11 protein-coding genes are annotated in these 15,573 nt (G+C 60.9%); 7 read left to right on the top strand and 4 right to left on the bottom strand.

Going from position 1 to position 15,573, the window contains the following annotated elements; genetic code table 11:
* Positions 1-10: 10 nt before the first annotated feature.
* The gene (locus tag QZR30_RS04540) at positions 11-4,630 is read left to right on the top strand and encodes a dermonecrotic toxin domain-containing protein (RefSeq protein WP_311902982.1); all 4,620 of its coding nucleotides are present in this window, start codon (positions 11-13) and stop codon (positions 4,628-4,630) included.
* 2 nt (positions 4,631-4,632) lie between these two features.
* Here QZR30_RS04540 and pdxR read toward each other — a convergent pair whose 3' ends face one another.
* On the bottom strand, positions 4,633-6,171 hold the full coding sequence (pdxR, locus tag QZR30_RS04535) for a MocR-like pyridoxine biosynthesis transcription factor PdxR (RefSeq protein WP_059396718.1): 1,539 nt from the start codon (positions 6,169-6,171) through the stop codon (positions 4,633-4,635).
* Between the two features lie 87 nt (positions 6,172-6,258).
* On the opposite strand from pdxR, the gene QZR30_RS04530 reads away from it, so the two are divergent.
* The 3 genes from QZR30_RS04530 to QZR30_RS04520 are packed head-to-tail and all read left to right on the top strand — an operon-like array spanning position 6,259 to position 8,022.
* Positions 6,259-6,897, top strand: a complete 639-nt coding sequence (locus QZR30_RS04530) for an FMN-binding negative transcriptional regulator (RefSeq protein ID WP_059396719.1) — start codon at positions 6,259-6,261, stop codon at positions 6,895-6,897.
* Positions 6,894-7,340, top strand: a complete 447-nt coding sequence (locus QZR30_RS04525) for a GNAT family N-acetyltransferase (protein WP_059396720.1) — start codon at positions 6,894-6,896, stop codon at positions 7,338-7,340. Before QZR30_RS04530 ends, QZR30_RS04525 begins: the two co-directional genes overlap by 4 nt.
* A 10-nt stretch (positions 7,341-7,350) precedes the next feature.
* Positions 7,351-8,022, top strand: a complete 672-nt coding sequence (locus QZR30_RS04520; protein ID WP_059396721.1) for a GNAT family N-acetyltransferase — start codon at positions 7,351-7,353, stop codon at positions 8,020-8,022.
* A gap of 68 nt (positions 8,023-8,090) precedes the next feature.
* Here the strand turns inward: QZR30_RS04520 and QZR30_RS04515 are convergent, their stop codons facing one another.
* Positions 8,091-8,993 carry a homocysteine S-methyltransferase family protein gene (locus QZR30_RS04515; RefSeq protein WP_046070154.1) on the bottom strand — a complete coding sequence of 301 codons (903 nt, stop codon included), beginning with the start codon at positions 8,991-8,993 and terminating at the stop codon, positions 8,091-8,093.
* Between the two features lie 115 nt (positions 8,994-9,108).
* On the opposite strand from QZR30_RS04515, the gene QZR30_RS04510 reads away from it, so the two are divergent.
* The 3 genes from QZR30_RS04510 to QZR30_RS04500 all read left to right on the top strand — a co-directional run bounded on the left by QZR30_RS04510 (position 9,109) and on the right by QZR30_RS04500 (position 12,179).
* Entirely contained in the window at positions 9,109-9,930 is an 822-nt protein-coding gene (locus QZR30_RS04510) for an ABC transporter substrate-binding protein (protein ID WP_046070155.1), read from the top strand.
* Complete coding sequence (locus QZR30_RS04505; RefSeq protein WP_046070156.1) at positions 9,927-10,697, top strand: amino acid ABC transporter permease; 771 nt, start codon at positions 9,927-9,929, stop codon at positions 10,695-10,697. Before QZR30_RS04510 ends, QZR30_RS04505 begins: the two co-directional genes overlap by 4 nt.
* 192 nt (positions 10,698-10,889) lie before the next feature.
* Positions 10,890-12,179, top strand: a complete 1,290-nt coding sequence (locus tag QZR30_RS04500) for an autotransporter outer membrane beta-barrel domain-containing protein (RefSeq protein ID WP_056847500.1) — start codon at positions 10,890-10,892, stop codon at positions 12,177-12,179.
* 83 nt (positions 12,180-12,262) lie between these two features.
* On the opposite strand, the gene oadA is transcribed toward QZR30_RS04500, so the two are convergent.
* Together oadA and QZR30_RS04490 are read right to left on the bottom strand one after the other, a co-directional pair.
* Positions 12,263-14,071, bottom strand: coding sequence for a sodium-extruding oxaloacetate decarboxylase subunit alpha (oadA, locus tag QZR30_RS04495; RefSeq protein WP_046070158.1), 1,809 nt, complete (start codon positions 14,069-14,071; stop codon positions 12,263-12,265).
* A gap of 11 nt (positions 14,072-14,082) precedes the next feature.
* Positions 14,083-15,498, bottom strand: a complete 1,416-nt coding sequence (locus QZR30_RS04490) for an acetyl-CoA carboxylase biotin carboxylase subunit (protein ID WP_003195732.1) — start codon at positions 15,496-15,498, stop codon at positions 14,083-14,085.
* Between the last annotated feature and the right edge of the window lie 75 nt (positions 15,499-15,573).

Below are 15,573 nucleotides of genomic sequence, written 5' to 3'. Positions count from 1 at the left end.
GGAGCTGCAGATGCCCGACACCCCCCTCGCCACGGACACTTCGCAAACCAACCGACCGCCCACCGTGGATGAATTGCTCATCCAACTGACCACCGGCCCCACCAGCCGGGAAGTCGCGGCCAGCACCTTGCGCACCGCGCTGCGCGAGCAATACCCAACGCTGGACATCGACCCGGACCTGGCCATGGTCTGCCGCCCGCGTTGGCGCGTCATCGACGACCTGATCGTCTCGTCCAGAGGACCCGCCGAATCACTCACCTCCGTCATGGCACACCAGGCCATGTGGCCGAGGCCGGTGGTCTATATCGACGGCGAGCACTACCTCTCGCTACAGCCCGACGCCTGGGAGGCCGTGCACTTGCCGGTGAAAATCGATGCCGTCGGGCGCTTGATCAATGAGCTGGCGCCGCTGCTGTTCACCGCCTTTCAGGAACAGCAGCTCGACTACTGGAACCAGTCCAGCAGCGGCAACGGCCCGCGCTGGCAAGTGCTCGCCAATTCGCTGCGCAAAGTATGGAATGTGACCACTGTGGAAGGCTGGGACGCTGACGACTGCGCCATGGCCAGAACGCTGTATCACTTTGCGCAGAAAGAAACCCGCAGTGCCAAGGACCCGTACAAGAGCCGGGCCTACCTGATCGATATAGACTTGCTGCACGATGGCCAGGTTCGTCATATCGGCGTGATGGACAAGACGCTATTGATCGGCGAGCACGAGAAAGAAACCAGGATTCTTGCCTACTCCCTGGTCGACGGCTACGAAAAATTCACCTCGCTGGAGCAGGTCGGCACAAGCCTTCCGTCCAAATTGAGCCAGGTGCCCCATGGCACGGTATTGCAATGGCGCCTGATTGAACCGGCCGACAACTTTTTCGACAGCCTGGCCTGCGCCTTGATTTCCATGCAAATCGAGGCCATCGGCATGCTCGAAGACCCCCAGGGCCGCGCCGCCCTCGGCCAACCCGGCGTACCTTCGACCATAACCCGTGCCCTGCCCGCCCTCGAAGACCTGAGCGGACAGTCCTTGTCGCGCGTTCATCAAGTCAACCAGCAAATGCCCGACTGGCTGGCCGACGCCAGTGATGCCGATGCAGCCGCCTATGGCCGTTACCTCATTGACTTGGCCCAGGTGCACACCTCCAACCATGGCCGCTTGTTCCAGGACGGTATTGCACCGATACGCGACTATGCCCGCGCGCAATTGCAAAGCCGGTTCAAGGCCAACAAACAGAGCACCACGCTGAACCCGGACAAGGTCGAAGTCATCATCCAGAGCCCGGTCATCTGGGGCACCTTTGCTGTGCCTGGACAGATCGACGTCACTCGCCGCAACTTGATCGACCTGGCCCTGGAAAATCTCACCGGGCTGCCCACCGGCGAGACCAGCGTGGCGTATAACGGCGGTCCCGCACCTGAATGGCTGACGTACAGCTACCTTAAGGACTTGATTACCCAACTGGATATCGGCGAGCACTATCCGGCGCTGATCAAGCGCACACTGCTCGAAGACCCGGAGCAATCCCAGGCACGGCAGCAGCTCTACACCAGCCACCTGCGTGTGCAGCTGCCGATGCTGGCTCTGCAATGGAAAATCCAGGGGCGCTATGGCCTGGATGAGCTGGGTTACCGCTACGTTGCCGCCGTAATGCAACCTGACGTCCATGACCGCCAATTCGATGGGCAGGAAATCGTCATCCGTCAGTTGGCCTTTATTCCCACCTTGCGCCCCGGGCACGACCAGGATGCGGTGACTAATATGTTCGTGATCGAGCCCCGGTCCGCCGACAAGGGCCCGTGCGTACTGTACCGCCCGCTGCTTGAGCCGATGCTGCGTCAATTCCCCTCGCGGCAAAACCTGCTGTATGCGATCAAACATGATCGGCATCTGCGCGAATCGGTGCTGGCCTGGTTACCCGAAGCATCGCGTTTCAACTACGCACAGTACGTGTTCCCCGGTGCCGTGCCGTCGCCCTGGACACTTGCCCGCGTGCTGATCGAGCCCGCCACCGTGGTGTACATGAGCGGCGCCATTGCCTTGAGCGACGAAGTGCTGGGCAATGACGTACTGGGTACACTCTTCAAGGCCAACGCCAACGCCATGGTGGAGCTGGCGACTCGTCAATCGGTGTCCAACGTGCAAAAACGCTGGGCGACCTTTCGCCGTGCCGGCTGGCAGATTTTCAATGCGACCTTGCCGTTCCTTGGCCCTACGGTGGGAATCGCGGCCTGGATGTGGCAGATCATGGATGACCTGGAAGAGGTCGAGCAGGCAGTCAATGCCGCCGACAAAGCCACGCCCTGGACCTCACTGGTGGACCTGTGGCTCAACCTGGGAATGGCCCTGGCGCTGCATGTGGCCCTGCGTCATCCGTCCGCCCCGGCGACAGACGAAACGCTCAAGCCCAAGGTGCCCGAGGAGCCGCTGTCGAACACCAACACAGAGCAACCGGCGCTGCCTGCGCCCTCTATCACCGCGGTGCAGCTGCCGGACTTGCCCAGCACCGAACTGTTCGCCTCGCATCAGGGCTCCCTGCACGTCAGCGGCGCACTCAGCCGCACCCCCAAGAGCCTGGGCACGTGGCTGGAGAGTTTCAATGTCGAGCGGCCCGCCGAATTGGGTGAGCAGAACAAGCAACCCGGTACCCACCACCACCTGTATCCCGCCGCCAACAAATGGTTCGTACCCGTTGGCAAGCGCTGGTTCGAGGTCAAGGTAGACGCCAACGACAACGTGGTTGTTATCGACCCGGTCATCCCAAACCGCACCGGCCCATTGCTGATCAGTAACAGGGCTGGGCAGTGGTTCGTCGATCCCCGCCTGCGCCTGCGTGGCGGCGGTTTTCGCAACCGTCGGCGCACGGCCAGGCAGCAGAAACCGCCGCGCATTGAAGAACTGCGTAAAAATATTGACCGTTTCCAGATCAACGACCGGGATCGACAACAACAGCTTTCCGATACCCTCGCTGCCATCGGCACAGAGCCTGGGCCCTCCACTGACTTACGCCGTGAAAACTTCATCAGGGATGCGAATCAACGCCTGCTGGAATACGAAGAGCCCATTCGCCAACTCAGGTCCCTGGGCCACATCGACGACGTGCCTGAATACCAGAGCATGATGATTGGCTTCCTGAAAAACCAGTTGGCGCTGACGCGAGCCGCCATTAATGAACAATTGCCCGCTTATCGCGATGCCTTGTCGGGCTCCCTCAATGCGCTCGAATTACCCGCCTCGCTGGAGAGGCGAACCGCCGAGACTATCGCGACCCAGACCCTGGAAATGATCATGCGCCTGGAATACGTGGCTGGCCGCTTCAAGGAACTGGAAAACCTTGGTGTCGAGGGTGCAGAAGCCATCCAATCGACGATGCGTGCCTTGCCCAATATCACGCTCCCCGACCTGAAGGCGCTGCACATCACCCTGATGCGCTATCTGTGTGTCAACGCCGGTAACAGCACAGTGTTGACCCGTGTCCGCGCACAGTTGAGCGATATCATCGACGCCGCTGACCTGCATGTGCAGAGCTTGATTGACATTCTCGGCGAGCCCGAAGACAGCAGCCTGGATGAGCGCATCGAAACGCTCAACAGCCTGGCCGAGCAATTCGACATCGTTGACCATCGCCTGCTGGACCTGCACGCCGATTATCCAGAGCACCTGCAGCGCGACCCCGTGGAAGTATTGCGCCAGCGTATCGAAGAATTTCATCAGCGCACCTTGCACGAACTGGCGCAGCTGTTGCGCCAGCGCAAAGCCCTTGAGCCAAAGCCGGGACCGTCGAAACCGCCAGAGCCGCCTCGACGCAAAATCATCAAGACCCGCTTCAAGGGCATCGTGGTAGGCGAGCCAAGGGAGAGCGAAGCCACGCTGGTGGATGTGAAGGCAACGCTGACCGGCAAGGTGATTGCCACCTTCCACGAAAAAGCCCCAGGAGTCTGGGTCGAGCACAAAAGGGGCCCCTCTGCCCCGTCAAGGCCAAAGCCCGCCAACCTTGGGAAAAGCCTCAACGCCGGGCAGCAATTGCTGGATGATGAGCCGGCCACCACCCGCCGCCTGTTGGCTCACTCGCGTAAACGCGGGCGTATCCCGGTGGAGATCGAAGAGATGTTCCACCAGCATGCGGCCGAGCTGGAGGATGCCGTGCTGACAGTGGAATCCGCCCTGACCCGGCTCAACCTCACCGAAAGCGACCGGCCTTCGGCGGCCAACCTCAACCGCCAGCTCAATGACCGCGCCAAACGCCTCTACGAACTGGGCACTCAGACTCGAATCACTCTGACCAAGCGACAACCTCCCACGGCAGCTCGTGTGAAGTGGTTGCATGATCAAGGGCTGGTGAAGATCGTCAAGACGACCAATCGCCGTCCTTTGAAGGGCCCAGGCAAGAACTACCTGGATGAGTACGAAATCCGCGATAGCCAAAGCAATGCCGCCCTGTGGTATGCACACTTTCACTACGCGTCAACCCAAGCCGAGCTCGAGCACTTTACCGCCGGGCACCTCAAGACTCGCGACCAGCGCAGGCTCGGCGGCAGATTGCAGCGTACGGGCAGCAGCGACCAGGACCAGATCGAAATTTACCGCAGTGAAATCAGTCCGCAGTTGGCCCAGTCACTGTTCTTTGCCCATTGATCTCAGCCCTGCCATGCCACCCGCAATCGCGCCAGCGCTTGGGTAATCGCCGCCTCTGGCACAGCGGCGAACCCCAGTACCAACCCGGCGCGCTGGTCGAGGGGAGTGATCGAGTCTGCCAGCCAATAGTTGCTCAGGCCATTGACCTCGACCCCAGCGGCCAACGCCTGGGCCAGCAATTGCTGCTCACGGGCCAGGCTGTCCAGCCTCACCGTGAGGTGCAACCCTGCCGCCACGTTGGGCAGCGGGCCTAGGCCAGGCAGGTCGCCAGGCCAGCCGGCGAGCAAAGCGTTGCGTCGGCTCAAAGCCGCACGACGCATGCGTCGGATATGCCGCTGGAAATGCCCGGCGGCCATGAACTCGGCCATCACCGCCTGGGTGCTGACCTCCGAATGACGCATGTCCACCGCGCGACGCTGGGCGAAGGCGTCCACCAACGCCGCAGGCAATACCAGGTAACCCAGGCGCAAGGCCGGGAACGCCACCTTGCCGAAGGTGCCGACGTACAGCACGCGCCCGCTGCGATCCAGGGCTGCCAGTGGCGAAAGCGGCGCACCGCTGTAGCGGTACTCTCCGTCGTAATCATCTTCAACCACCCAACCGCCCGTGCGTTGCGCCCAGGCCAGCAGCTCCAGGCGACGCGCCAGGCTCATCACCACGCCCAACGGGTACTGGTGGGAAGGCGTGACATACGCCACCCGGCAATCGCCCAGGGCATTGAGCGCCTGGCAGTCGATACCTTCGTCGTCCACCGGCACGCCGTGCAGTCGCCCGCCGGCCAAAGCGAACGCGTGGCCCGCTGCGCGATAGCCCGGGTTTTCCACTGCAACGCTGTCCCCCGGCTCCACCAGCAGCTGTGCACAAAGGCTGATCGCCTGCTGAGCGCCACTGGTGATCACTATTTGCTCAGCACTGCATTGCATGCCCCGCGAGCTGCGCAAGTACGCGGCGATCAACCCGCGCAGACGGCCATCCCCCGCCGGGTCGCCATAGCACAGGTGTTGCAGGTCAGGTTTGCGCCAGAACCCCGCACTCAGCTTGGCCCACACCTCGAACGGAAACAGATCGAAGGCCGGCACTCCCACGCGAAATGCCCGGGGTGGTCCTGACGGCGGCTGGGGCAGGTGGTGATTTTTTACCCGGTCCAAACCCGCACTATGGATAACTTCATCTTCCAGATTCCCGGGCAAATTCGTCCATTTTGTGGATAAAGTTGGGGATAAGCCTGTTGATAACCTTGTGGATACTTTTGTGGATAGTTTTTTTGGCGTAGGTAATAGAGCGACGTAAGTGCCATCTCCGACTCGGCTCTCGATAAAGCCCTCGGCATACAGTTGGTCATAGGCACGTATTACGCTGTTGCGCGAAATCGCCAACGCCGCGGCCAAGTCACGGGTAGCGGGCAACCGCGTGCCACTCACCAGCCGCCCGTCCAGCACCCGCTGGCTCAATGCTTCATAGAGTTGGCGCGTCAGGCCCAGGCGGCGATCCAGCTCAATGCCGGCGGGGTTGAATGACAGCGGCGGTGTAGTGGGCGACATATTGGACCTATGAAATGGGCGCTAGATGGCTCTTACAACGAACCATTAGCCTGCCTAGGATGCAGGCATTCGCCAAGGAAAATTTCCATGTACACACCTCGCGCCTTTGCCCTCGACGATTTGCCTGAAATCCACCAACTGATCCAGCACACCCGCCTGGCGCAATTGGTAACCTTTGGTGAGCAAGGCCTGCAGGCCAGCCACCTGCCGCTGCTGCTCAACCCCGATGAAGGCCCCCATGGCACCCTCTACGGGCACTTGGCCAAGGCCAACCCGCAGTGCAAAGACCTGCAAGACGGCAGCGAAGCGTTGGTGATCTTTGCCGGCGCCGACGCCTACATCAGCCCGTCGTTCTACCCGGCCAAGGCCGAGCACGGCAAAGTAGTGCCCACCTGGAACTACATCGCCGTGCATGCCTATGGCAAGCCCGAAGCGTTTACCGACGCCGAGCGCTTGTTGGCCGTGGTTACTGCATTGACTGATCGCCATGAAGGCAAGCGTGCACAGCCGTGGAAAGTCAGCGACGCCCCGGCCAACTACATTGACAGCATGCTCAAGGCCATCGTCGGCTTTGCCCTGCCGATCGAACGTGTGGTGGGCAAGCGCAAACTCGGCCAGAACCGCAGTCAGGCTGACATGAACGGCATTCGCGAGGGCTTGGCCACCAGCCTCGACGTGCGCGACCAGACCCTCGCACGCTTTATGCCCCAAGGAGTTTCAGAATGAGCCCGATCGACATCCGCCCCGTCACCGCCACTGATCACGCCGCCTGGTTGGCGCTGTGGCAAGCGTATTTGCAGTTCTACAACACTGAACTGCCGGACGCCGTCAGCCTCAGCACCTGGCAGCGCTTGATCGACGCCAGCGAGCCGACCCACTCGGCCCTGGCCTGGCAAGACGGCAAGGCCGTGGGCATGGTCAACTTCATCTACCACCGCTCCAACTGGAGCATCGAGAATTCCTGTTACCTACAGGATTTGCTGGTAACACCGGCCCAGCGCGGCAGCGGCGTGGGTCGCCAGTTGATCGAGTACGTCTACGCCACCGCCAAGGCCGATGGTTGCTGCAAGGTGCATTGGCTGACCCACGAGACCAACGCCACCGCTATCCAACTCTACGAACGCATCGCCGAACGCCCAGGTTTCATCCAATTTCGCCAAGGTCTTTAAGGAGCGCAATATGTCCACTTCCCTCGCCGACTGGAAAGGCGTCCCGGCCCCCACGGTTCAACTGCTCGAAGGGCGCTTTATCCGCCTGGAAAAACTCGACCCGGCGCGCCATGGCGATGACCTGTTCAACGCCCTGCAAGGCCCGGGCGCCGACCCAAAGCTATGGGACTATTTACCCTACGGCCCCTTCCCTGAGCGCAACGCGTTCGATGCCTGGCTGAATAATCACGCGGCCCATAGCGACCCGTATTTTTTCAGCGTGATTGATCGCACAACTGGCCAGGTCCAGGGCATCCTCAGCTTGATGTCGATCGTGCCCGAGCAAGGCCGCATCGAGATCGGCCATGTCACCTTCGGTGCTCCGATGCAACGCTCGCCCAAAAGCACCGAGGCGGTGTACCTGTTGGCCAAGTACGCCTTCGAGCAGGGCAATCGCCGCCTGGAATGGAAGTGCAACAACGCCAACGCCCGCTCCAAGTATGCGGCCGAGCGCTTGGGCTTCAGCTTTGAAGGCGTGTTCCGCCAGCATACGGTGGTCAAGGGCAAGAACCGGGATACCGCGTGGTATTCGATCATCGATTCGGAATGGCCTAAAGTGGGCGCGGGATTTGAGACCTGGTTGTCGGAAGCGAACCAGAGCGGCTCGGGCCAGCTGAAAACCCTGGCCGAATGCCGGACCTAGGCCTCATAACCAATACAAAACCAAATGTGGGAGGGGCTTGCCCCTCCCACACTTTGAAGTGCGGTAAATCAGTTGGTCAGGCGCTGCGCCAGCACCGCAATATGCTCCGGCCCGATACCACAGCACCCACCCAAATGGCTGGCGCCACGCGCCTGCCAATCAGCAGCCCAATGCAGGTAACCTGGCGGGTCGAGATCGTCGCGTAACGGGTCCAGGCCGTCGTTGGCCGTGGCTTCCTTGGGTTGCGGCGGGAAGGCATTGGCGTAGGCGCCGATCTGGGTCGCTACACCCAATCGCTTAAAGGTTTCACGCGCCGCATCAATGGCCGCGCCGATCACTTCCGGCTGGCTGCAATTGAACAGCAACACCTGCACACCCAACTGCGCGGCGGCCTCGGCCGCCTCGGTCACTGGCTCGCCGGAGCGCAGGCGTGGTACGTCGTCGGTGTCTTCGTCTTTCAAGGTGAACGACAGCCAGAACGGTTTGCCGTCCTGCGGCAGGCCCGCATGGATGGCTCGTGCCTCAACGATTGAGCTCTGGGTTTCCGCCAGCCACAGGTCGACGTGAGGCGCCAGGCCTTGCACCAGTGGTGTCAGCAACTCACTGACCCGTTCGGCCTGGAACAAGTCGGGGCGATAGGAGCCAAACAGCGGTGGTAATGAACCGGCGACCTGTACCGCCTTACCGGATGCCTGCACCGCCCGTCGCGCCAACTCACCGGCCAGTGCGGCCAGCGCCTGGCCTTCTTGCGCGAACCGCGCTTCGCCGATATGAAACGGCACCACTGCATAGCTATTGCTGGTAATCACATTGGCACCGCTGTCGATATAGGCCGCATGCACGGCCTCCACCGCTTGCGGCGCTTCGCTCAAGGCCAGGGCCGACCATTCCGGCTGGCGGAACGGCGCGCCACGGCGCTGCAGTTCACGGCCCATGCCGCCATCGAGAATTACTGTGTTAGCTGCGCCCATATGCTTTTTACTCATATGCTTATGAAAATAACTCACTATGAGAGTCGTTCTTATAACTATTTAATGCGTACCATTCGGTTAATAACAACCCCTTTTTGTATTCAGGTGCTCGATTTTGAAATTCAGACTGCTGCAGGCCCTCGGCCTGACAATGTTGGCCGCTTCCACTCAAGCCTTTGGCGGCGTCACCCTGGACCGTATCGAGCAGAAAAAAGAGTTGGTCGGCGTGCTGATGGAAAGCTATCCGCCGTTTTCATTTCTAAACGAGCAGAACCAGCTCGACGGTTTCGACGTGGACGTGGCCAAGGCCGTGGCACAAAAACTGGGGGTGAAGCTGCGCCTGGAAACGCCGTCGTGGGACGTGATCGCCGCCGGCCGCTGGAGCGGGCGCTACGACATTTGTATCTGCTCCATGACCCCGAGCAAGGCGCGTGCCGAGGTGTTCGACTTCCCGGTGCAATACTATGCCTCGCCCGCCGTGATCGTGGTCAACGCCAAGGATGATCGTATCCACGAAGCCAAAGACCTGAGCGGCAAGAAAGTCGGCCTCACCAGTGCCTCCAGCTACGAAAGTTATCTGAACAAGAACCTGGTGATCGAGGGCGCCGAAGATACCCAGCTGCAGTACCCGTTCGAAGATGTGCAGATCGCCCCGTACGACACCGACAACGTAGCGTTCCAGGACCTCGGCCTGGGTGCGGGCGTGCGCCTGGATGCGATCCTTACCAATCTGGTGACCGCGCAGCCGCGCCTGACGCAAGATAAACGCTTCAAGCTCGCCGGCACGCCGTTGTATTCGGAGCCCAACTCGGTAGCCATCGAGAAAGGCGACGCGCAATGGGACAGCAAAGTGCGTGAGGTCTTCGCCCAGCTCAAACAGGACGGCACCTTGAGCAAGCTGTCGCAAAAATGGATCGGCGCCGACATCAGCCAATGAGCTTTCGTTTACGGCTTTACCTGACCTGGGCGGTACTGTTTGCCCTGTTTGCCAGTTTCTTCCTGAGCTTTGACCTGAAGTTCTCGATCATCCTCGACAAGCTGCCCAACCTGGTCGGTCTGCACCTTGCACCCAATGGCTTTCTGCAAGGTGCGGCGCTGACACTGTTCCTGTGCCTGTGCGCCATAGTTGCCTCATCGGTGCTGGGCTTTATCACAGCGCTGGGGCGTCTGTCGAAAAGCGCAGTGGCGTTTGGCATTGCCAGTTTCTACGCCTCGTTCTTTCGTGGCACGCCGCTGCTGATCCAGATCCTGCTGATTTACCTGGGCCTGCCGCAGTTGGGCCTGGTGCCAGGCGCCATCGTCGCCGGGATCATTGCGTTGTCGCTGAACTATGGCGCCTACCTGAGCGAGATTTTCCGCGCCGGCATCCTCGGCGTCCCCCATGGTCAACGCGAAGCCGCGCTGGCCCTGGGCATGCGCGACAGGGAGATCTTCTGGCACGTCACCTTGCCCCAGGCGATGCGCACCATCATCCCGCCAGCCACCAACCAGTTCATCTCGATGCTCAAGGATTCGTCGTTGATTTCGGTAATGGGGGTATGGGAAGTGATGTTCCTGGCGCAGTCCTATGGTCGCTCCAGCTACCGCTATATCGAGATGCTCACCACGGCGGCGATTATTTACTGGGTGATGTCACTGGCCCTGGAGCTGATCCAGGCGCGCATGGAACGGCATTTCGGCAAGGGTTATGTGCGCCGCGGTTGAAGCTCAGGACCTATGGCGCTCTGCCTTGGCTACGTTCAGCGATTTTACGGTCTGATATTGCTGTCGAGCCCATGAGTTTTTAATCGCATCTCACCGAAGACAACTCCCGCAAGCCAGCGGTCACTGGCCTGACATTTATCGTCCCGCGCCCCCGCTAAATTCCCGGCCTCATTCATCAGAGGTTGGGAATTCATGCCCTTTACACCCCAAAGAATCGCGATAGTCATCAGCCTTGCGGCAACCGCCAGTTTTCAACCCGTGCACGCGCGCGGCGATATCGAATATCGGTCGCCCTACGACGCGGCTCCCGCTCAGTGGGAGTTCATGTCCGGGTTCGGGGCCCCGCCCATTCCACCGCCTTTCGACGGTTTCCTTACGCAGCAGGCCACCTCGCACAACGGTCTACAGGTCGCCAAGGTGCTGGAACCGGCCTTGATTCGACTGGTTGCATCCGGCCAGATGAGCGCCGAAGAGCTCAAGGATATGCAGAAGAAACTCGACCAACTAAGCAAACAGCCCGGAGGCATCGGTGCAGCCCTTGAGCAATTGGCCGCCAGCCAAAACGCCAACCTGGCCGCCGCGACCCAGCGCACCACGCAACACCTGAGCAGCCAATTGCTCTCCACTTTGCGCACACTGCCCACTGAAGACGACGGCCACTTCTGGGTGCAGGGCCTGGGTAACGGTGGCAGCCTTGATTCACAGCACGGCAGTGCTGGCCTGAAACACGATACCCAGGGCCTGCTGCTGGGCGCCGACTGGGCAGTCGACTCAGCCTGGCGAGTGGGCGTCATGGGCGCCAAAACCTCCGGCCGCTTCGATGCTGCGCGTTTTGCCGCTGATCTGGACAGCTGGCACCTGGGCGGCTATGCCGTGCGCCAGGATGGCCCTTTGGCCTTGCGCATGGGGGCGATCTACAGCAAGCATGCCGGCCAGAACAAACGCAACGTCAGCCTTCTGAATCACACGGAGTCGCTCAAGAGCAGCTACAACGCCCACAGTCAAACGCTGTTCTCCGAACTTGGCTATCAACTGGGCAGTGGCGATTCCAGTGTCGAACCTTTCGTCGGCCTGGGCTACCAGCGCTACCAACGCGAACGCTTCAAAGAGAGCGGCGGCCGAACCGCGTTGAATGTCGGCCCACAGACCCAGCGAAACCTGAACAGCACCCTCGGCCTGCGCGTAGCGACGGTGTATCGGTTCGACAACAAGATGAGCCTCACACCCCACCTGAGCACCAGTTGGAAACACCTCTATGGCGACGTCAGCAGCCAGGTCAACCAGTCTTCGCGCCATGCGCCAGCCCTGATCGATGCATTCACCATCACTGGCACCGCCCTGGATCGCGACAGCCTGGACCTGCAAGCGGGTCTGGACCTGGCCTTCTCGACCCAACACAGTATCGGCCTGACCTATACCAGCCAAAGCGGCAACCACGGTCGAGACCAAGGTTTGATGGGGCAGTGGAAGGTGAGCTTCTAACGCTGCCGAACGCTGAATAACGGGCGAAAAAAAGGGGAGCACCTGCCCCCCCGAGGATTAAACGTTAGTCTCGAAGGCTGTAATCAGCCTTCGATCTCGATCAGGATTTCGCCAGGGTTGACCCGGTCGCCCTTGGCCACATGAACGGCGGTCACCTTGCCGGCAATCGCTGCCTGCACTTCGGTTTCCATCTTCATGGCTTCGGTAATCAGTACCGCCTGGCCAGCCTTGACCACATCGCCTTCCTTGACCAGCACGTCGACGATATTGCCCGGCATCGCCGTGCTCACATGGCCCGGCTCGGTGGCGTGCTTGCGTTTGCTGCCGCCGCTGCTGACAAACTCGTTGAGCGGTTCGAACACCACTTCTTCCGGCATGCCGTCGATGGACAGGTAGAAGTGGCGCTTGCCTTCGGCCTTCACCCCCACGCCGGTAATGTCGACGCGGTAGCTTTCGCCATGGACATCGATGACGAATTCGGTCGGCACACCTTCGCCACCGGCACGGGCCACGCCACCGGCTTCCGGAATCGGCAGCAGCACTTCGGGTGCCAGGGTGCCGGCGTCGCGCTCTTCAAGGAATTTACGCCCAATGTCCGGGAACATGGCGTAGGTCAGCACGTCTTCCTCAGACTTGGCCAACGCGCCGATTTCGCCGCGCAGTTTGGTCATTTCCGGCTTGAGCAAATCGGCCGGACGCACGTCGATCACTTCTTCGCTGCCGATGGCCTGGCGACGCAGTTTCTCGTTCACGGTGCCGGGCGCCTTGCCATAGCCGCCTTGTAGATAGAGCTTCACTTCGTTGGTGATGGTCTTGTAACGCTCGCCGGCCAGCACGTTGAAGAACGCTTGGGTGCCGACGATCTGCGAGGTCGGGGTGACCAGCGGGGGGAAGCCCAGGTCTTCACGCACACGGGGGATTTCGGCCAGCACTTCACTCATGCGATTGAGGGCGCCCTGCTCTTTCAACTGGTTGGCCAGGTTGGAAATCATCCCGCCCGGCACCTGGTTGACTTGCACGCGGGTGTCGACGGCGGTGAATTCGCTTTCGAACTGGTGGTACTTTTTGCGCACGGCGTAGAAGTACAGGCCGATCTCCTGCAGCAGCTCCAGATCCAGGCCCGTGTCGAATTCGCTGCCTTTAAGCGCCGCGACCATTGACTCGGTACCCGGGTGGCTGGTGCCCCAGGCGAAGCTGGAGATGGCGGTGTCGATATGATCGGCACCGTTTTCGATGGCCTTGAGTTGGCACATCGCAGCCAAACCGGCGGTGTCGTGGGAATGGATAAAAATCGGCAGGTTCTGTTCGGCTTTCAGCGCCTTGACCAGTTCGCCGGTGGCGTACGGGGTCAGCAGGCCGGCCATGTCCTTGATCGCGATCGAGTCGCAACCCATGGATTCCAACTGCTTGGCCTGGGCCACGAAGGCCTCGACGGTGTGCACCGGGCTAGTGGTGTAGGCGATGGTGCCCTGGGCATGCTTACCAGCGGCTTTGACAGCTTCGATGGCCACGCGCAGGTTACGCACGTCGTTCATGGCGTCGAAGATACGGAACACGTCGATACCGTTAACCGCCGCCTTGGCCACGAAAGCCCTTACCACGTCATCGCTGTAGTGGCGGTAACCCAGCAGGTTCTGGCCGCGCAGCAGCATTTGCAGGCGCGTGTTGGGCAACGCCGCGCGCAGTTGGCGCAGGCGCTCCCACGGGTCTTCCTTGAGGAAGCGCACGCAGGCATCGAAGGTCGCGCCGCCCCAGACTTCCAGGGACCAGTAGCCGACTTTGTCGAGCTTGTCGCAGATCGGCAGCATGTCGTCGGTGCGCATGCGGGTGGCCAGCAACGATTGGTGGGCGTCGCGCAGGATGGTGTCGGTTACGAAGATCTTTTTAGTCATTGGAATGTTCCTCACAGGCCTGCGTGGGCGGCGATGGCGGCGGCGATGGCCAGGGCCAGCTCTTCGGGTTTGCGCTTAATCGAGTAGTTGGTCAGCTCAGGATGGCTTTCCACGAAACTGGTGTTGAACTGGCCACTGCGGAATTCCGGGTTGCGCAGGATTTCCTGGTAGTAGGCGGCGGTGGTCTTCACGCCTTGCAGGCGCATGTCGTCCAGGGCTCGCAGGCCGCGGTCCATGGCCTCTTCCCAGGTCAACGCCCACACCACCAGTTTCAGGCACATGGAGTCGTAGAACGGCGGGATGGTGTAGCCGGTGTATATCGCCGTGTCGGTGCGTACGCCGGGGCCGCCGGGTGCGTAGTAACGGGTGATCTTGCCGAAGCTGGGCAGGAAGTTGTTCTTCGGGTCCTCGGCGTTGATACGGAACTGCAACGCAAAGCCACGATGCTGGATATCTTCCTGTTTCACCGACAGCGGCAGGCCCGACGCGATGCGAATCTGCTCGCGCACGATATCGATCCCGGTGATTTCTTCGGTGATGGTGTGTTCCACCTGCACCCGGGTGTTCATCTCCATGAAGTACACCTCGCCCTCGGCGAGCAGGAACTCCACGGTGCCGGCGTTCTCGTAGCCCACGGCCTTGGCGGCGCGCACCGACAGGTCGCCGATGTAGGCGCGCTGTTCGGGGGTCAGCTGAGGGCTTGGGGCAATTTCGATGAGCTTCTGGTTACGACGCTGGATCGAGCAATCACGCTCGAACAAATGCACCACGTTGCCAAAGCTGTCACCGAGGATCTGCGCCTCGATGTGCTTGGGATTGACGATGCATTTTTCCAGGAACACTTCCGCCGAACCGAACGCCTTGGTGGCTTCGGAGATAACGCGGGGGAAGGCTTGTTCAAGTTCTTCGCGGCTGTTGCAACGACGGATGCCACGACCGCCGCCACCAGAAGTGGCCTTGAGCATCACCGGGTAACCGATGCGGTCGCCTTCAGTAAGCGCTTCGTGGATATCGGCGACGTTGCCTTCAGTACCGGGAGTGACCGGCACACCGGCCTTGATCATGCTGCGGCGCGCTTCGGTCTTGTCGCCCATGCGACGGATCACTTCGGCCGACGGGCCAATGAACTTGATCCCGCGTTCGGCGCAAATGTCCGCCAGTTCAGCATTTTCTGACAGGAAGCCGTAGCCGGGGTGCAGGGCGTCGCAACCGGTTTCCACGGCCAGGTTCACCAGCTTGCGCGGGTTCAGGTAGCCGGCCAGGGGCTCGGCACCAATGCTGTGAGCCTCGTCGGCACGCTTGACGTGCAACGCGTGGCGGTCGGCGTCCGAGTAGACCGCGACCGAGCGAATGCCCATCTCGGCGCAGGCACGTACGATTCGTACGGCAATTTCACCACGGTTGGCGATCAGGATCTTTTTTATCACTTGGAAATTCCCTTGAGCCGATTGCTGCGTCTTCGACCTGATGGAACTGGTCGGCGCGTGACCAAATGTTTCATG

It is taken from the genome of Pseudomonas sp. rhizo25, assembly GCF_031931935.1.
GTDB classification, from domain to species: Bacteria; Pseudomonadota; Gammaproteobacteria; order Pseudomonadales; family Pseudomonadaceae; genus Aquipseudomonas; species Aquipseudomonas synxantha.
This window is presented reverse-complemented; position numbering and strand designations above follow the sequence as displayed.